The sequence below is a fragment of the Cohnella baijiui genome, assembly GCF_020731285.1.
In the GTDB taxonomy this organism is placed as follows: domain Bacteria; phylum Bacillota; class Bacilli; order Paenibacillales; family Paenibacillaceae; genus Cohnella.
Genome location: NZ_JAJFOW010000011.1, coordinates 53,181 through 72,239, shown reverse-complemented (window position 1 = coordinate 72,239; position 19,059 = coordinate 53,181). Strand labels below are relative to the sequence as shown.

At 48.5% G+C, this 19,059-nt stretch carries 15 protein-coding genes; 13 read left to right on the top strand and 2 right to left on the bottom strand.

All coding sequences use genetic code 11. The features are described from left to right. Window positions 1-7 precede the first annotated feature (7 nt). The 3 genes from LKX83_RS13425 to LKX83_RS13415 are packed head-to-tail and all read left to right on the top strand — an operon-like array spanning window position 8 to window position 1,142. Window positions 8-379, top strand: coding sequence for a flagellar protein FlaG (locus LKX83_RS13425; protein ID WP_227882779.1), 372 nt, complete (start codon window positions 8-10; stop codon window positions 377-379). An 8-nt stretch (window positions 380-387) separates the two neighbouring features. Then, the gene (gene fliS / locus LKX83_RS13420) at window positions 388-777 is read left to right on the top strand and encodes a flagellar export chaperone FliS (RefSeq protein WP_227882778.1); all 390 of its coding nucleotides are present in this window, start codon (window positions 388-390) and stop codon (window positions 775-777) included. Beyond that, a complete protein-coding gene (locus tag LKX83_RS13415; RefSeq protein ID WP_227882777.1) occupies window positions 774-1,142 on the top strand; it encodes a hypothetical protein in 369 nt (122 codons plus the stop codon). Before fliS ends, LKX83_RS13415 begins: the two co-directional genes overlap by 4 nt. A 13-nt stretch (window positions 1,143-1,155) precedes the next feature. On the opposite strand, the gene LKX83_RS13410 is transcribed toward LKX83_RS13415, so the two are convergent. Both LKX83_RS13410 and LKX83_RS13405 read right to left on the bottom strand, forming a co-directional pair. Further along, a complete protein-coding gene (locus tag LKX83_RS13410; protein ID WP_227882776.1) occupies window positions 1,156-3,120 on the bottom strand; it encodes a glycosyltransferase in 1,965 nt (654 codons plus the stop codon). Between the two features lie 71 nt (window positions 3,121-3,191). Continuing rightward, window positions 3,192-5,066 carry a TPR domain-containing glycosyltransferase gene (locus LKX83_RS13405; protein ID WP_227882775.1) on the bottom strand — a complete coding sequence of 625 codons (1,875 nt, stop codon included), beginning with the start codon at window positions 5,064-5,066 and terminating at the stop codon, window positions 3,192-3,194. A gap of 120 nt (window positions 5,067-5,186) precedes the next feature. On the opposite strand from LKX83_RS13405, the gene LKX83_RS13400 reads away from it, so the two are divergent. From LKX83_RS13400 to prfB, 10 genes are all read left to right on the top strand, one after another. Then, window positions 5,187-7,328, top strand: a complete 2,142-nt coding sequence (locus tag LKX83_RS13400) for a glycosyltransferase (RefSeq protein ID WP_227882774.1) — start codon at window positions 5,187-5,189, stop codon at window positions 7,326-7,328. 2 nt (window positions 7,329-7,330) lie between these two features. Then, window positions 7,331-9,838, top strand: coding sequence for a glycosyltransferase (locus tag LKX83_RS13395; RefSeq protein WP_227882773.1), 2,508 nt, complete (start codon window positions 7,331-7,333; stop codon window positions 9,836-9,838). A gap of 3 nt (window positions 9,839-9,841) precedes the next feature. Then, on the top strand, window positions 9,842-10,921 hold the full coding sequence (locus LKX83_RS13390; protein ID WP_227882772.1) for a DegT/DnrJ/EryC1/StrS family aminotransferase: 1,080 nt from the start codon (window positions 9,842-9,844) through the stop codon (window positions 10,919-10,921). Window positions 10,922-10,942: 21 nt separating this feature from the next. Beyond that, a complete protein-coding gene (locus tag LKX83_RS13385) occupies window positions 10,943-12,067 on the top strand; it encodes an ATP-grasp domain-containing protein (RefSeq protein ID WP_227882771.1) in 1,125 nt (374 codons plus the stop codon). A gap of 18 nt (window positions 12,068-12,085) precedes the next feature. Further along, window positions 12,086-12,922, top strand: coding sequence for a class I SAM-dependent methyltransferase (locus tag LKX83_RS13380; RefSeq protein ID WP_227882770.1), 837 nt, complete (start codon window positions 12,086-12,088; stop codon window positions 12,920-12,922). Window positions 12,923-13,096: 174 nt separating this feature from the next. Next, the gene (locus LKX83_RS13375) at window positions 13,097-13,294 is read left to right on the top strand and encodes a cold shock domain-containing protein (RefSeq protein WP_185142984.1); all 198 of its coding nucleotides are present in this window, start codon (window positions 13,097-13,099) and stop codon (window positions 13,292-13,294) included. Between the two features lie 140 nt (window positions 13,295-13,434). Continuing rightward, window positions 13,435-14,271, top strand: a complete 837-nt coding sequence (locus tag LKX83_RS13370) for a beta-1,6-N-acetylglucosaminyltransferase (RefSeq protein WP_370639077.1) — start codon at window positions 13,435-13,437, stop codon at window positions 14,269-14,271. Between the two features lie 140 nt (window positions 14,272-14,411). Next, window positions 14,412-14,978 (top strand): ribosome hibernation-promoting factor, HPF/YfiA family, encoded by a 567-nt coding sequence (gene hpf, locus LKX83_RS13365; protein ID WP_227882768.1) that lies wholly within the window; start codon window positions 14,412-14,414, stop codon window positions 14,976-14,978. 137 nt (window positions 14,979-15,115) lie between these two features. Then, window positions 15,116-17,626, top strand: coding sequence for a preprotein translocase subunit SecA (secA, locus tag LKX83_RS13360; RefSeq protein ID WP_227882767.1), 2,511 nt, complete (start codon window positions 15,116-15,118; stop codon window positions 17,624-17,626). 99 nt (window positions 17,627-17,725) lie between these two features. After that, window positions 17,726-18,848, top strand: a protein-coding gene (prfB, locus tag LKX83_RS13355) for a peptide chain release factor 2 (RefSeq protein WP_227882766.1) whose coding sequence is annotated in 2 segments (ribosomal slippage) — window positions 17,726-17,803 and window positions 17,805-18,848 — 1,122 coding nt in all. Because the reading frame shifts where the segments join, the coding sequence is not laid out codon by codon here. Window positions 18,849-19,059: the final 211 nt, after the last annotated feature.

The following is a 19,059-nucleotide window of genomic DNA, read 5'->3' as shown; positions in this document are numbered from 1 at the left end:
GTGTTCAATGGACGTTAAAGCGATCTCGGCAAGTATGAAAGCACCTATGGTTGAAACGGTACACTTAGGAGGCTCATCGCAAGCAGTGCCTCCGATCGAAGCCTATCCCAGTGCCTCAGAGCTGTTGCACAAGGAGAAATACGAGTTGTCTGTATCCGACCAGGCTGTTCGTATCGCGCTGGAACGTGCCAACAAGACGTTGGAGGGGATCGACCGGCGGTTCGAATACAGCGTGCACGAGAAGACGGGCGACGTTATTATTAAGGTAATCAATAAAGATACGAACGAATTGGTTAGAGAGATTCCCAACGAGAAATTCCTGGATCTAGTAGCGAAGCTGCAGGAGCTCGTCGGCATGAATATCGATGAAAAGAGGTAATTCCTTCCATGAACCAACAAGCGCAGGATACTTATCTTAGAATGCAAATCAACACCGCCGCGCCCTGGGAGTTAACCGCCTTACTTTTCAACGGTTGCATCAAATTCATGAAGCAAGCGCTAGAAGCGATTCACAGTAAAAACATCGAGATGAAAAACCATAATATCAAACGGGCCATCGCTATCATTAACGAGCTGGACTTCACGTTGGACAAGAATTACGAGATCTCCCACAACTTATCAAGCTTGTACACTTATATTCGGGAGAGGCTGTTCGAGGCCAACATCAAGCTGGACGCTCAGGCGCTGTCCGAAGCAATCGAGTTGATGACCGACCTGAAGGACACGTGGATCAAGGCGATGAAGGAGCTTCATGCCACGGCGAGAGCGCAATCATGATGGCACCTGTTGCCGAGATTCAAGAGACGCTTCTGCTTCTCATTCAGTCTTTCGATCAGATTGGCGCATTGGACTTGGAAGACGAGGAGCAAGTCGAACAGCTTGAGGCTCTTCAGCTGCTGCAGGAAGAGTGGAAAGGGCGGTTGGACGAGCTGGGGCTGAAGGATGCCGCCTCGCACCCTCAGATTGAAACGCTGCTTCAAGCCGCCTATCAGTCAGGGTTAGAAGCAGGAGCGAAGCTTGAAGCGTTTAAAGGCGAGATCTCCGCGCAATTCGCCAAGCTCCAGGAAGGCCAAAGAATGAAGAATGCGTACAATCAAGCGTACAACAGTTCTGAGGGCTACTTTATTGACGATAAGAAATAAGATAAGGGTCAGGCTAAGCCTGACCCTTTATCATTTGCTGAATGATTGGAATTTGGTAGTAGGACGGGAACTCGTTACGATAGCGTTCAATTATATGATTTCTCTCCGAGCTGTCCGTACTGGATTTCAAGTAACGAATATACCAAGGCGACTGTGAGGGAACCAGCTCAATTGCTTTGCGCAAGAGCGCAAGTCCATCCGTGACTTCATTCTGATGTAGATAGAGCTGCGACAAATGGTAATAGCCGGGGCCGGCAAGCTCTTCGTTGCTCAGCAGCAAGGAGTAGTAATCGACGCTGAGCTGATACTGCGTCTGGTTGTAAAAATAATCGCCCAGCAGGTTGGCGAGTATAGCATTGTACGTTGGGTATTGTTGAATGAGACGATCATAAGCTTCGTAGTATCCCATCTTGAACAAATCGATGAGCAGCGTCACGATGTAGTTCACATCAAAGGCCAGCTCTTTTTCGTCCGAAGGGACCTCATCCAAGGTTTGAATCATATCTCGGAGCAACTGCAGAGAGGGGTCACCTGCATCCTCCGACTCGTCTAGATACTCCCCATATCGAGTATCCTGCCATACAATGGCGGCCAAGAAGAGCAACTTGTTAATCTGACCTTTGTTCGGACTTTCTGGAATGGCGGATACATTCGAATCGAAACGACCACGCTCACCACAAATTAGCGCGTAGTGCAGCTCTTGATGCGTACGAATGGCGACGTTTTTGTCCAAACAAGATTCGTAGAAATAAGTGCTAAGTTCCCTATGCCCCAGCAATAGAGATTCATGAAGCAACTTGATGAGATGGCTCTCTTGCTCGAAGTCGAATATCTTCTTCAGAAACGCAAGGATGCCCTCTGGCGATTCCGATTGAACGAGGATGTTCAAGAGGCGGAATAGCGATAAATGATCGTTCGTATTCATCTGGACCAATTGGGTCAAATGGTAGACGGTTTGTGGGATATTCTGCGCATCTTGATAGAGCTTCACTAGGTTCGTAATCGGGAGGTGACTGCCCAAGCTCGGCGACATGACCCAGAATCGGCCGTTCTTCCCGTGCGAATCGGCTTTCTCCAGCGCCTCTTGATAGAGTGCTATAGCCTCCTCATACAGGCCTAATGCTTCGAATACGGACCCTTTGATCGTATAGTAATCCGGGTAGTTCGGCCAGCGGCGCAAATTATCTTCGATATAGACCAGAGCGTCTTTATACCTTTTGAGCTCGATTAGCACGAGTACGATCTGATACCGCACGAACGGAAAGATGGACATTTTTTCTGTTTTCTTGGTGAGCGCTCGCTCATAGTAATACAAAGCCTTCTTATAGTCCCTGATAACGGAATATTCGTTGGCCAAGGTGAAGTAATCGTATTCCGTAAAGCTCTGAGAAGACTTGAGGTCCTTGAAAATGCTCAAATTACGGGCGGACTTCTGCTTCTCCTTCTTTGTCTCCGTTAGATAGCCGGTATGGAAGATAACCAGCGGATAGGAAGCGCTCGGTAATTCCCCGCCACGCAGTTCAACCTGTTCGTGAATCGGCCGGTCGAAATAGATGTCCGGATGGTTCGGAAACAGCCGAACGGCTGAGGATTCCATGAATTTGCCGGATTGTACGGGATCGATGAAGTTGTAGATCGGCAAAACGTATCCCACCGGTTGGCGATGATCTTGATTCGAGAGATACGCCAGAAATGCATCCTTCCCATCTCGGTCCAAATATTCGTCCGCATCCAGAACCAAGATCCACTTGGAGGTCGCTCTTCGGATGGCCTCGTTTTTCGCCATCGCGAAGTCATTCACCCATACGAAGTCATAGACATGCTCGGTGTAGCGACGGGCGATCTCTTTGGTTTTGTCGGTCGACCCCGTATCCACCACGATAATCTCATCCGCGATCCCCTGTACGCTCTCCAAGCAGCGAGTCAGAACCTTTTCCTCATTCTTGCAGATCATGCATAACGATAACAGTTTGCTCATGATATCCTCCCGAACCCCGAATCCGTCTCTAGGTGCCATATGGACATTATCGGCATAACACGAATGAACGTTTACAAAGGAAGCAGCGTAAATCCCCTCAGTCCCGGGAAATGCTGAAGCAATTGATCTCTCACGGCTAGCTGAGCATCCGAGGAACGGTTATGTATTAGCGCTAGCATGTACAGCGGAATTCGATCCGGCGCCAGGAGGATTGCATTCTCCAAGAAGGGGATCGCATTTTCGATATCTCCCTGATGGATATACAACCGCCCGATATGCTCCAGGCCCTTGGCGGATAAAGTGTTCTGATCCAGGGCTGCCGAATAGTAATCGAACGCGAGCTCGAATTGCCGATCCTCGAACAAGGCGTCGCCAAGCAGATTGGCCAGCGCCGTCGTCTGTTCAGGGTGAGATTGAATCAATTGATCGTAATCCTCAAACCGCTGGAGTCGATAAAGAATCATACAAGCATCCGCCAGCAGCTTTGGATTCCCTATCGAATCCGGAGTCAGATATCCTCGGAGCAAATCGGATTGTTCCGGCCATACGAAGCTGGCGGCGTAGAGAATCGCATTTTCCGCTTCCTTCAAAGCTTCTGTCTCAGTCACGGTTGACAAGCTCTGGTTAAACAAGGACCAATCGGCTTGAAGGAGCGCGTATCTAAGTCTAGCGATACGTGGCGTCGATGGGGACTTTAGTGCGCCGGCATCCCAATACTTGGCTGCCAGTCCCCGAAGTCCGAGCTGTGCACATGCATCTAAGAGCATCGACGTTTGATGTCCTTCGGGATGTGGATAGAGCTTCTCTATAAAAGGCGCTAAGCGATCCTCCGGCTCTGAGGGTGCGGTAAGCTTCAGCAGCTCGATCAATGCAGATTGCAGGTTGGGATTGACATAGCATAGCTTGGTCAATACGTTTACGGCTTCACCGTTGGCGAAGCGGCGCAGATAGAGAGAGGCCAACTGCTGCAGAGGCAGCGTACTGCCATAGTTGGGGCTAATGAGCCAAGTCGGTTGGCGGGATGCCGAATCTGCTTTTTGGAGGCAGGTACGTAAAGCGCTAATCGCTTCTTCATCCAGTCCAAGCAACGAGAGGAGGTGGCCTTTGAACCAATAAAAATCGCAAGCATGTTCCCAACTTTTAATCGCGTGCTCGATGCGGCTGTAGGCATCCGTATAGGCATGCTGCTTCAAGTGACAGGCAATGATATTGGCGTAGCATTGCGGGAGCCACGTCTTGTCCCGTTCCGATGGTTGATCCGCCGCTAGATAGCAGGATAAAGCCTCTTCATATCGATCCTGCATCAAATACTCGTTGCCTAGCGTGAACGAGTCGTAAGGAGTAAATTTGCCTTGCGCACGCAATTCCCGAAAGATCGCTTCGTTGCGTTCCGACTTTTGCTTGCTCTCGATCATCTCGGATGTATAGCCGGCGTGGTAGATAGGTAAGTCGTATTCCAATTGAACGAGGGGACCGGAGCTGGATGCGAGCTGTTCATGAATCGGACGCTCGAAGCGGAGGTTCGAATGACGATTGAACAGCCGAATCGCTTGAGACTGTGAGATTTTCCCTGAACTAGCATGACCTACGAAGTTAAAGATGGGCAAGACGATGCCTGTCGGCTTAGAGGAGTCGAGGCTATGCAAGTAAGAGCGCAGCGCTTCGGCTTGATCCGTCGATTCCAGATATTCATCGGCATCTAGTACAAGGATCCATTGCCCCGTTGCTTTGGCGGTAGAGGCATTGCGTGCCGCCGCAAAGTCCTGAACCCATGTAAAATCGAATACATGAGGCGTAAACGATGCCGCAATCTCCTTTGTCTCGTCATTGGAACCGGTGTCCAAGATGACGATCTCGTCGACAAATCCGGATACGCTCATTAAGCATCGGGCCAACGTAGCGGCTTCATTTTTAACGATCATGCAAAGGCTGATAAAAGGTGTCATACAAACCTCGCGGTGGATGTGATTTCCAAGAGATCGTGCTTCAGTTCTCTTCGAATTTTGTCGATACATGTTATATACAGTATAACAGAATGAACAGGGCCCGAATATGGAGGAGATCCCGTGCTGACGAGCATCGTTATTGCTACTTTTAATAAATTGGACTACACGCAGCAATGCATAGAAAGCATACGTACCTATACGGAAACGGGAACTTACGAGATCATTGTCGTGGACAATTGCTCGACGGACGGAACTGTGGATTGGTTGCGCGAGCAAGCAGACATAAAAAGCATATGTAATGCAGCTAACGAAGGTTTTCCGAGGGCATGCAATCAAGGGATTGAGATCTCTAGCGGAGATAACATCTTGCTGCTGAACAACGATACCGTCGTCACGGAGAGATGGCTGTCTCAATTAACCGCCTGCCTCTATAGCAGCGAGGATATCGGAGCAGTTGGCAGTGTGACGAATAATTGTTCCTATGCACAGACGATACCTGTCGACTATGCTTCTATGGCCGATATGCAAACTTTTGCGGCCAATCACAATCATGCGGATCCCAACCTCTGGGAGGAACGACTGAAACTCATTGGATATTGCATGCTCATCAAGAAGTCCGTCGTAGACCAAATCGGATTTTTGGATGAACGCTTTACGCCGGGCAATTACGAAGACGATGATTACTCTTTGCGCATTCGGTTGGCTGGGTACAAGCTGTTGCTGTGCAAGGATACGTTCATTCACCATTATGGCAGCGTATCTTTCCGTGAAGCACCACCGGCTTACTTGCAGCTCATGCAAGGCAATCGTCAAAAATTTACGGATAAGTGGGGTTACGATCCGGATCGGGAGGCTTCGTTCCGCCATGATTTGCGATCGCTTCTTAACAAAGGTGACCCTAATACGTCTATACGGTTTCTGGAAATCGGCTCCGGCTGTGGAGGTAATCTTCTTGAAGTTCGAAATGGATTCCCGCATGCGGAGCTCTTCGGTACCGAGAGAAGCGCTAGAGCGGCAGACATTGCTGAACGTTCGGGGGCCAGCATTTTCGTCGGTGCGGCAGAAAATATCATTTGGGAACTGCCGGAAGGTGCGTTCGATTATATACTCGTGTCGGAGTCGATGGCCGAGTGGCCATCATCTGTCGCAGCTCTCGCCCGTCTTCGTGCCCTGCTGAAGCCGGGAGGCACATTGCTGGCTTATGTACCCAACGTGTTGCATATTCATCGTCTCCGCGTCTTGCTTCGCGGTGAAGTCGGACCGCGTCAACTAAACGGCTTTACCCTCCAAGAAGCGCAAGAACTGTTTCAAAGCGCGGCTTTCGATCAAGTTCAAATTTCAGGTGTTCGCCAGCCCTTGTCAGAGAAAGATCAATTGCAAATACAGCAGCTTGCCCTGGTTGCAGGTCTCGATGAAACGCTGGCTTACGAGCTATCGGAGTTTCTATTCTTGGCTTCAGCGGCAAAAGAGAATATAGAACCCGAAAGCAAGCGAGATCGAATCAAAGAAGTGGTTAACGGGATTCTCATGCAGGAAGACATGGAAGCAAACATTACTGCTTTGGTCGCTTACGATGTAGACGAAGTTGCAGCCGTAATCGACCATGCCGGAGGAGAGCAGAGAGTAGAACTCATAAACTATCTTGCTGTTCAATTGCTGGAACGTCAGGAGCTAAAGCTATCGCAGAAGTACCTTCAGCAAGCTTTTGAATGGAATCCGAATGACGAATCGACTATTTTTAATTTTGGATTGGTTGCCTACAAGCTTGACCAAGTGGACTTGGCACTTGAATGGTTCGAGTTGCTTCCCAATAAATCCGAACAAATCAACACTTGGATTCAAAAGATTCTGTTAGAAAAAAACCAAGGTAAACTGGACGAGAAACAGATTGTATTTCTGCTTAGAAGAATTGAACAAGATATCGATCGAGAAGAGAGTCTTGAACAATTAGTCGCTTGTATTCAAATGGGGAAAGTTACGCCTGATCAACTGCAGCAATTCGCTCAAATCGCTTTAATTGAAAAAGCGGAAGTGCTCACGCAGGTAGCGATCTCCGCTTTTAATGCCGGCGCATTCGATACCGTATTGGCACTCTTTGAAGCTGCGTTGACTTTAGAGCCGCACCATGACAGCGCTAATTACCACCTTGCAGAAGTCTTAGGTGTTTTAGGAGAGCGGGAACTGGCATTGGCTTATCTAGATCGCGTGAACAACGATTATCCTTCCCTACAACAACTTAAGGATCATCTCAGAGGAGCTTGAATATGAGGAGCTTGAATCCCAACAAAGTCTGCTTCATCACTTGCTACAATGACCAAGATCTATATGAAGAGTCGCTTCGGTACATTCAAACCTTGCATGTGCCCGCAGGCATTGAGGTTGAGACGATATCGATAGCAGGCGCAACGAGTCTAGCTGCAGGCTATAACCATGCCATGCAACAATCGGACGCCAAATATAAAGTGTATCTTCACCAGGACGTCTTTATTATCAATCGTAATATGATTCAGGATGTAATGTCGCTATTCCAAGAAAACCCCAACTTAGGCATGATTGGATTGGTAGGTGCCGAGAAACTTCCTATGAATGCGATATGGTGGCAAGCCTCATCCATCTGGGGGAAAGTTTATGAAAACCACACAGGTCGAATGAACCTTTTAGCATTTCAAGATGTTAATCATTCCTATCAAAGCGTTGAATCTTTAGACGGTCTTCTTCTTGTCACGCAGTTTGATCTTCCTTGGCAGGAGGAACATTTTGACGGATGGCATATGTACGATCTTTCACAATCTATGGAATTTAAGAATCACGGTTATGACGTCGGCGTTCCCAATCAGCAGAAAGCATGGGCTATTCATGACTGCGGGATCGTCAACGTGAACAATGGGTTCGAGAAGTATCGACATAAGTTCCTTCAGATTTATGGCCCCATTCTATTCCCGAAAGTCAGTGTGCTCATCCCTACCTTTAATCGGCCGGAGCTATTTGAAGCGGCGCTTCAAAGCGCTCTTAGTCAATCCTATCCAAACATCGAAATCATCGTTGGGGATGATAGCACGAATGATGAGACCGAAAGGCTTATTCAGATTTATTTAGCTACACATCAACATATTCGTTATTACCGCAACGAGAACAACCTGGGGCAATTTCAGAACGATTTAAAGTTATTGGAATTATCTCATGGAGAATATATTAATTTCTTGATGGACGACGACCTATTTCATCCAGAGAAAATAAGTAAAATGATGAAGGCTATGTTGGAGTTTCCGAATGCAGTTATAGCTACTTCTAAACGGCAGATCATTGATAGTCAAGGTAGGAACATGGGTGATATAAGGTCCTCTTCATCATTATTTGATAACGATGTGATAGTTAACGGTTTTGAAGCGGGCGAGTACGTTTTAGAATCGATAGCCAATACGATTGGGGAACCTACAACGGTCTTGTTTAAAAAATCAGCATTAACAGAATCTTTTGGTACCTTTTATAAAAGGGACTATATTTGTAATGTTGATTTGGCCTCGTGGTTTACATTGCTTGCAGAGGGGGATTTAATCTATTTTTCCGATCCGCTTAGCTACTTCAGAGTGCACGACGGTCAACAACAAAATGGAAGTGAGCAGCTACTGAACGGTGTAGCGGATTTTTCGCATTTAGTGCTTAATGCCCCTAATAAGGGGTTCTATAAGAAAGACGTAGTTTATTATCGGACCTTACGCAACTGCCGGGAATACAATCGTAAAATATTCGCAAAGTTAAAGGATGTCGAAAAGTCAGGCGAAGCTTTTAAAATAGCTCTTTCATTTCAAGAAAAGATTCTTACTAGAATGAAAGAGATATCCGATCGGTTACCCCTAGTTAGTATATTAATTCCGGCGTATAATCGTCCCGATTTTATTAGACTAGCCTTAGAGAGTGCATTGGAACAAACCTATCCTAAAATAGAGATCATAATTAGTGACGACAGTACAAATGATGAAGTGGAAGAAGTTATTCAGTCCTTTGTTCAAAAATATGATTACATCAGGTATATTCGCAACCCCAAACCACTAGCTAATTTAAATCTTCAGCAGTGTTTGGATAACGCTTCCGGCGAATATATTCAATTTTTAATGGATGACGATCTATTCATGCCGAAAAAAACCGAGGTCATGCTCGAATACTTGCTTACAGATAACAATATCACCCTGGTAACATCTTATCGTGAGATAATCGACGAAAATGGAAATATTATACCTGAGAATGAAATCAATCAAAAGCTATTCGCAAACACTACTACAGTAGAGGGGCATGTTATAGGTGAGTATTGCCTGCATCACTTGTCCAATAAAATTGGAGAGCCGTCAAATGTGATGTTTAGGAGACAAGACATTGTAAAGTACGGAATGTTTAATGGTAATTCTTTTAGATTCATCAATGATTTTGCAACCTGGATGCATCTGTTATCCAAGGGGAAGATGGTCTATATCGCAGAGCCTTTAAGCTTTTACCGTATTCATTCTAATCAGAATCAGCAGAAAATCCATTTGCGCATGTGGAATATTTATCAGTGGTACTCCATGCTTCAAGCTGCGCGTTCAGTTGGTTACTTGAAAGTGAATACTCATTACAAGCAAGCTTTGTACAGACATCTCAAAATGAGTATTGATATAATGGGCGAGGTCCTGAGTTTAAATCGTCTAGAGTTGTTGGAGGACAAGCAGGCTCGTATGGCACTACAAAACGTCATCAACGAGATAACGGCCGAACTTGTTGAAAATAAGGATGATTAAGAGATGATAAATGTTACAAAGACCTATTTACCTAATCGCGAAAAGTATAAAAACTATATCGATCAAATATTTGACTCTGGCTGGATAACCAACAATGGGGAATTTACGAGAGAATTAACGAATCGATTAGCTCGCTATTTGGGAGTCAAAAATTTATTGCTCGTTTCTAATGGTACATTAGCGCTACAAGTGGCTTACAAATTACTAGGGCTCAAAGGGGATGTCATTACAACTCCGTTCTCCTTCGTTGCCACTACAAGTAGCTTGGTATGGGAAGGGTTAAATCCAATTTTTGTCGATATCGACATGAATAGTTTTAATATGGATCCTCAAAAAATAGAAGTGAGGATAACGGAGGCAACAAGTTCTATTGTTCCCGTACATGTGTTCGGTAACCCATGTAATGTGGAAGCGATTGGGGACATCGCTAAAAAGCATAAGATAAGCGTAATTTACGATGCGGCACATGCCTTTGATGTGAAGTATAAGGACGGCAGCGTTCTTAATTATGGGGATGTTTCTATTCTAAGCTTTCACGCCACGAAAACATTTCACACAATTGAAGGAGGGGCTCTCATCATTAACGATGATGAGCTTTTCGAAAAAGCGAAGTGGATGATTAATTTTGGCATACAAGGTCCTTCCAAAATTGTAGGGCTCGGCATTAATGCCAAAATGAACGAGTTTCAAGCAGCAATGGGCTTGTGCCTACTTGATGATATAGAATACTTGAATCAGGAAAGGAAAACGAGGCATAACAGATACTTACAAGCTTTACAAGACATTCGGTCCATAAGATTCCCCGCACGGAATCCAGATGGATCAGACAACCATAGTTATTTTCCTGTCGTATTCGAGACAGAATCTATTTTGTTGGACATCATTGAGGATCTGAAGTATGTTGACATATTCCCCAGAAGGTATTTTCATCCCTCTTTAGAAAGTCTGAATTATTTGGCACCTCAGGAAGCGCCAATATCATCTGACATATCAAAACGGATTCTCTGCTTGCCTTTATTTAGTGAACTTGATGATGTGAATCAAGAGCGTATTATAAATATAGTTCGACAAAGAACTTCATAGACCGCAGAAGGAGGATTTTGTTTGAATAACTCTCAACATGCGGCTTTTATTGTTTTTTCCGGATTCAATCAGAGAGCGGTAATCGCTTTTTGTAGAATGCTCACGACATGGAGGATTCCCTTTTTCATCGTCGCCTTATCCGAGCAGGACCAGATCTTTCAAACGAGTTACAGGGAGCAAGTCGTTGCTATTCGTTCTAAGGAGAGTTTAGTCCAAGAAGATTTGGTAGATCAAATCAACAAAGTCAAAGAAAAGAGCGAATATAAGCTTCATTACATCCTGCCGAGCTCGGAGGCTTTGAATAGACATCTCCTGATTCATAGAAAGCAATTCGAAGATATAAATTGCATCATTCCTCTAGTTGACGAGGATTTATACACTAGAATATCTGATAAGTATTCGTTTGGTTCTCTATGTGAGAAATATGGGGTTGACGTTCCGAGCGAGAAAACGGCAAATCCTAATATGCATTTCCCTGTTATTATCAAACCCAAAAAATACCTGGGCAGCGAGGGGAAGACGTACTCTCCACGATTCATTAACAATTTTGGTGAGCTAGAAAAATTCTTTCAAGAGGTGAATAGCCGAGACGATTTCTACATTCAAAGCTTCGTGCCAGGTGACTCTTATTATTTGATGTATTACATCTCTCGAGGCGGATATATTCGTTCATTCTCACAACAAAATTTGGTTCAACAAGGCGGCGGGAAATCCATTGTGGCTGCAATTCCGTCAAGTCTTCACAATATGGAAATTTCGCACCTCTTTGAAAAGTTGCTAAAGCAGGAGGGCTTTTTTGGATTAATTATGATTGAAGTAAGGTGGTTTCAGAATAAGTATTACATGATCGAAGCTAATCCTAGATTGTGGGGGCCCTCACAACTACTTGTTGACTGCAAGGCGGGATTGTTCGAAGCTATGCTTTTGGATTTAGGATTCGATCTGCAATTAGAACAAGATGAGAATAACATGTCAGCTCGTTATTTTTGGTTAGGAGGCTTTTTGGATGCCCTTGCCCATCAAAGCATAGATTTTCACGGGACTACACCTGAACAGTTTTTATTTAGTATGAACGAGTTCATCAACAACGAGGTATATCTAAGAAAGGATACATTAAGTATTGCAATCCCCCAGAAAGAGATATGAACAGGACAGGAGTATACAATGGAACTAAATTCAATGCTTAAAAAACTATATAATGATGAATCGAAACATTCACGATACCAGAATATCCCAAAGTTCGTTAGGGAAGCAGCGAACTATTCCGAAGAAATCGATGAAAGTTGGCGAGGGGATACAGCAAGATATGAATATGTTAAACGAACAATCAATATCGATGACGGAGAAATCATTGCCGATATCGGAGCTAATACAGGTTTTTTTACGTTAAGCTTAGCGAATGAAAACAAAAACGCTAAATTTATTGCATACGAACCTAATATAAATCATGCAGCTTTTATTTCTGAGATCGCTGATCACTTTCAATTATCGAATGTTGAGATTAGAGGACAGAGTATAGGGCTGAAAGAGATTAATCAGATTAGCGTATCTGATCGGATGATTTTATTTAACGTACTCCATCATGCTGGCGTGGATTTTGATAAGGAACTTGTAAGAACTAAAGCGGATTTCAAAGAATATGCATTTCAATATCTAAATCAACTTAGGAAAAAAACGAAGCAACTTTTGTTTCAAATTGGTTATAACTGGGGGGGAGACAAGTCCAACCCGATCGTCGATGTAAACCATGTAAGCGAGATGACTTTATATGTGTCGGAGTTATTTATGAACGCCGGATGGCAGATAAAAACAATTGCTTTTTACTCTTATAGCAACAAAAAAGGGCTCTATGAGGATATTCACGATGATCTATTAAGAGGTATTATTCAAAATGCCAGGGATGCATCGGTAATAGAAGGTTTGGAAAAACATGTCCACAAACTTAATATGATGGGGAATAGTGAGTTTTACAAACGTCCCATATTTGTGTTTGAGTCCTGATTTAGCCGACATGCCTTAAAAATGCAAGAGCGGCGTCTCAAGGTGATAAATCAAGCGATTGACACCGCTTTCAAAAAACCCATTGACACAAATCTTTCCATGATGTTATATTCGGGGTGTGGGCCAGGCCAAATCGCCTATGTCAATTGAACATGGAAGGGAATGTTGTAGCACATGCAAGGTAAAGTGAAATGGTTCAATGCAGAAAAAGGTTACGGCTTCATCGAAGCTGAACAAGGCGGCGACGTGTTCGTTCACTTCTCCGCAATCCAAATGGACGGTTACAAGGCGCTTGAAGAAGGCCAAGCCGTTGAATTTGACATTGTGCAAGGCGCAAGAGGCCCGCAAGCAGCAAACGTCGTTAAAGTGTAATCATACGCATCCTTTAGGGTGCACCTACGAATAGAGAAACTGGTTACCAAATAACGATTTGCCGGCCACCCGCCTCGGAGAGATCCGAGGCTTTTTTATTCCCGCGCAAAAGTTCGATTGATGTTTAAGGAGGCAATCCAATTAAGATAGCATATTTTATAATGGCGCATCAGAATATCAAGCAGCTTTTCAAAACGATCAATGCGATCTACGACCCCTGGAACGTCTATTTGCTGCACATCGATGTCAAAGCTGGCGAGTCCTACAAACAAATGGTGGAACAAGCCTTCGCAAACTTTGGCAATATTAGGATTATGGCATCACGCGACATTGCTTGGGGTGCATGGACTCAAGTAGATATTCAATTAGAAGCCATCATCGAATTATTATCCCAATGCGACTGGGACTATTTCGTAAATATGTCCGGATTGGATTATCCGTTGAAGTCTCAGGCATACATCAAGGAGTATCTGCGGGTCCATCCCAGCAATTACATCCATGTCGTTGATGAACCTGAAGGGCACCGTTATGCTGCGGAGAGGTTTCGATACGATTTAGATGAAGAGGGGAACTTGATACGGGGCGAAGAAAAACCAATGTTTGCAGAAAGCTTCCCGGGTATGCAATCCCATTTTGGGTCCGGATGGTTTATCCTGACTCGAAGCTTTTGTGAGTATTTAGTTACCCATGAACAGCCCAAAAGGATAGCCGACTATTACAAGCACTGCTTGATGTCGGACGAATCCTACTTCCAGACGGTCATGATGAACAGTGGTGATAGATTCCCTCATTTTAAGCACAACTTGAGATATATCGTTATGACTCATACGGGACAGTTTATTTTAAACGCGGCGGTTCTGGATCCTTCCCATGAAGAGAACATGATGAGTTCCGGACTACTGTTTGCTCGCAAAGTAGATTGCACGTTGTATCCGGAAATGGTCGACCGCATTGATCGCGTCCTTTTCGCCCGATGAATGCGTCGTAGACCAAGATGCGTGAGACCGCTCACGCCTCACCAGACAAGTTAACAGAAAATTCTCATTTATTATCGGAATGTTTTGAAACGCCTCCTCGGACTGTGGTAAAATGGAGTCAGCAAAGGAGGTTTCAGCATATGAAATACAATGTTCGTGGTCAGCGCATGGAAGTGACGAACGCTCTTCGGGATTATGTCGAGAAGAAGCTCAGTCGGCTGGAACGGTATTTTGAAGCGCCTCCCCAAACCGACGTCCATGTCACCCTTAGCGTCACCAAGGGGCGGCATGCCGTCGAGGTCACGATCCCTTTGCCAAACTTGCTGCTAAGGGCGGAAGAGAAGAGCGGCGACATGTACGCGTCGATCGATCTCGTCGTGGACAAACTGGAACGCCAAATTCGCAAGCACAAGACGAAGATGAACCGCAAGCTGAAGCACCTGAACTCCTCCAAGGTGATGTTCAGGGAGGAGGCCGAATCGGCCGGACATACGGCAGCGGCGCTGCTGACGGACGAGGAAGAGGATTTCGAGCTCGTACGCACGAAGCGGTTTAAGTTCAAGCCGATGGACGTCGAAGAAGCGATCCTGCAAATGAACCTCGTCGGACATACGTTTTACGTCTTTGCGAATTCCGCCACGAAGGAAGTGAACGTAGTCTACCGCCGTACGGACGGGACCTACGGTCTGATCGAGTCGGACAACTAAACTTTACAAATGGATGCCCCGGCAATCTTTGCCGGGGCTTATTGATGTCCTCCGCGCCCGGCCTTCCTTGCCCCCATATCTCCAAGCTGTTAAAATAAGTAGATACGGCCATACCCGCATAAGGAAGGGGTCCAAACATGCTCGGATTGGTTAAAAAGATATTCGGAGACGCCAACGAACGCGAAGTGAAGAGGCTCACCAAGACGGTGGAGCAAATCAACGCGATGGAGCCGTCCGTTTCGGGACTAAGCGACGAACAGCTGCGCGCGAAGACGGATGAGTTCCGCGGCCGCCTGGAGAAGGGCGAGGAACTCGACGACCTGCTGCCCGAAGCGTTTGCCGTCGTCCGCGAAGCCGCGAAGCGCGTCCTGAAGATGCGCCATTTCGACGTGCAGCTGATCGGCGGTATGGTGCTTCATCAAGGCAAAATCTCGGAGATGAAGACCGGGGAAGGGAAAACGCTCGTCGGCACGCTCGCCGTCTATCTGAACGCCCTGTCCGGCAAAGGCGTGCACGTCGTCACGGTTAACGATTACCTGGCCCAGCGCGATAGCCAGCTCATGGGGCAAGTGTACGGGTTCCTGGGCATGACGGTCGGATGCAACCTGAACGGCCTGTCTCACGAGGAAAAGCAGCTGGCGTACGCATGCGACATTACGTACGGCACGAACAACGAGTTCGGCTTCGACTACCTGCGGGACAACATGGTGCTCTACAAAGAGCAAATGGTCCAACGGCCGCTCTACTACGCGATCATCGACGAAGTGGACTCCATCCTCATCGACGAGGCGCGGACGCCGCTGATCATTTCCGGACAAGCACAGAAGTCGACGCAGTTATACTATGCGGCAGACCGTTTCGCCAGCCGGCTCAAGGAGACCGACGATTACACGATCGACGTGAAGATGCGCACCATCGTGCTGACGGAGCAAGGGGTGACGAAGGCTGAAGAAGCGTTCAACATCGACAACCTGTTCTCGCACGAGCATGTGCTGCTGAACCACCACGTGAACCAAGCGCTGCGCGCTCGCTATATTATGAGACGAGACGTCGACTACGTCGTGCAGGAAGACGAAGTCGTCATCGTCGACGAATTCACCGGCCGCCTCATGGCCGGCCGTCGCTACAGCGACGGGCTGCACCAAGCGATCGAAGCGAAGGAAGGCCTCGAAGTCCAAAACGAGAGCATGACGCTTGCAACGATCACGTTCCAGAACTACTTCCGGATGTACCGCAAGCTGGCCGGCATGACCGGTACGGCGAAGACGGAGGAAGAGGAGTTCAAGCGGATCTACGGCCTCGAGGTTATCCAGGTCCCGACGAACCGGCCGAACATCCGCGCCGACATGCCGGACGTCGTCTACAAGTCGGAGAACGGCAAGTTCCGCGCCGTCGTCGACGAGATCGTCAAGCGGCACCAGACCGGCCAGCCGGTCCTCGTCGGCACCGTCTCGATCGAGAACTCCGAGCGGGTATCCGAGATGCTGAAGAAGAAGGGCATCAAGCACCAGGTGCTGAATGCCAAGTACCATGCCGAGGAAGCGACGATCATCTCGAGCGCGGGCCAGCGCGATACCGTGACGATCGCCACGAATATGGCCGGCCGCGGTACGGACATCCTGTTGGGTGAAGGCGTGCCCGATCTGGGCGGCCTGCACATCATCGGGACGGAGCGCCACGAGAGCCGCCGGATCGACAACCAGCTGCGCGGCCGCGCCGGCCGTCAGGGCGACCCCGGCTCGTCGCAGTTCTACCTCTCCATGGAGGACGAACTGATGCGCCGCTTCGGCGCCGACAATATTATGGGCATGATGGAGCGTCTCGGATTCGAGGAGGATTCCCCGATCGAGAGCAAGCTCATCAGCCGCGCGATCGAATCCGCGCAGAAGCGGGTCGAGGGCAGCAACTTCGACGCCCGCCGCGTCGTGCTCCAGTACGACGACGTCATCAACCTGCAGCGGGAGAAGATCTACGGCGACCGCCGGCAGATCCTGTACGCGGAGAACATCCGCGACGTTGTCACCGGCATGATCAAGTCCGTCGTCGAGCGCGCGGTCGAGAAGCATTGCCCGGGCGACGACGTGCCGGAGGATTGGGATCTCGAAGGTCTCGCCACCTATGCACAAGCGACGTTCCTGCCGGAAGGCTCCGTCGACAAAGACGAGCTTTGGGGCAAGGAGAAGGAAGAGCTCGTCGAGCTGCTGCTCGCCAAGATCGAGAAGGTGTACGACGAGCGGGAAGAGCAGATCGGCGTCGAGACGATGCGCGAGTTCGAGAAGGTCGTCGTCCTTCGGGCCGTCGACAGCAAGTGGATGGACCACATCGACGCGATGGACCAGCTGCGGCAGGGTATCCATCTCCGCGCTTACGGCGGCAACGATCCGCTCCGCGAGTATCAGTTCGAGGGACACAACATGTTCCTGAGCATGGTCGAGCGGATCGAGGAGGAAATCGCGCTCTACATCATGAAGGCACAGGTAGAGAGCAACGTGAAGCGCGAAGCGGTCGCCGAAGGCCAGGCCGTCGACACCAAGGCCGAGGCCGGCCCGAAGCGTCCGGCCAAGCAGGAGCAGCGCATCGGACGCAACGACCCCTGCCCGTGCGGCAGCGGCAAGAAATACAAAATGTGCCATGGTCGCATAGACTGACCATGACGCGACAGCGGTGCTTTTCCGTCGGCCGGTCCGGCGGAAGCACCGTTTCGCATGTCGTGCAGCAACGAACTTTTACACGAGGTGAGGGTATCCATGGCAATCAACGATACGTCCGTCAAGCAAGACCTTCGCGAGACCGCGAAGCGATTACAGCAACTTAGGGGGTCTCTTTGACTTAGATCTCAAGCTGGAAATGATCGCGAACTTCGAAGAGAAGATGAGCGCGCCGGACTTCTGGGACGACAACGAGAAGGCGCAGGGCGTCATCACCGAGCTGAACGCGATCCGCAGCGTCGTCGAGCAATACCAGAAGCTGTTCTCCGAGCAGGAGGACCTGGAAGGGATGCTCGAGATTCTGGAAGAAGAGACCGACGAAGAAATGGAAGCGGAGTGGGTTGCGAGCGTCAAGGCGTTGAACGAGAAGGTGGACGGCTTCGAGCTGCAGCTGCTCCTCAATCAGCCCTACGACAAATCCCATGCCATCCTGGAGCTGCATCCCGGCGCGGGCGGCACCGAGTCGCAGGACTGGGCGTCCATGCTCTATCGGATGTATACTCGCTGGGCGGAGAAGAAGGGTTTTAAAGTCGAGCTGTTGGACTACCTGCCGGGCGACGAAGCGGGCATCAAGAGCGTCACGATTATGGTCCGCGGCTACAATGCCTACGGCTATCTGAAGGCCGAGAAAGGCGTGCACCGCCTCGTGCGGATCTCGCCGTTCGACGCGTCGGGACGCCGCCATACGTCGTTCGTGTCCTGCGACGTCGTGCCGGAAATCCCGGACGACATCCAGATTGATATCCGGCCGGAAGACCTGCGCGTCGACACGTACCGCGCGAGCGGCGCCGGCGGCCAGCACATCAACAAAACCGACTCCGCGATCCGGATCACGCACTTGCCGACCGGCATCGTCGTCGCCTGTCAGACCGAGCGCTCCCAGATCTCCAACCGCGACCGCGCGATGAAGATGCTTCAATCCAAGCTTTACGAGAAAAAGATTCAGGAGCAGCAGGCAGAGCTTGCGGCGATCCGCGGCGAACAGCTCGACATCGCCTGGGGCAGCCAGATCCGCTCCTACGTCTTCCATCCGTACAGCATGGTGAAGGATCACCGCACCAGCGTCGAGACCGGCAACGTGCAGGCCGTCATGGATGGCGAACTCGATCCGTTCATCGACGGGTATTTGCGGAGCCAGATCCGGCAAGACCAGAACGACTAAACGCCTCCGGCGTATGCGCGCTTGCGGTCGATCCGCATTTGCATAGCTTCTCCTACAAGTTCTTACACTACCAGGTGTAAGAACTTTTTTGAGCGGTCGGCCGCGATTCGATTTCGAATCCTGCCGACTGCGTTCCGCACAGCTTTGACGCGGCCTCGTTGCGTTCAGCCATCGCCGCCGCCCGACGGGTTCGCCTTCCTTGTGCGCTTGG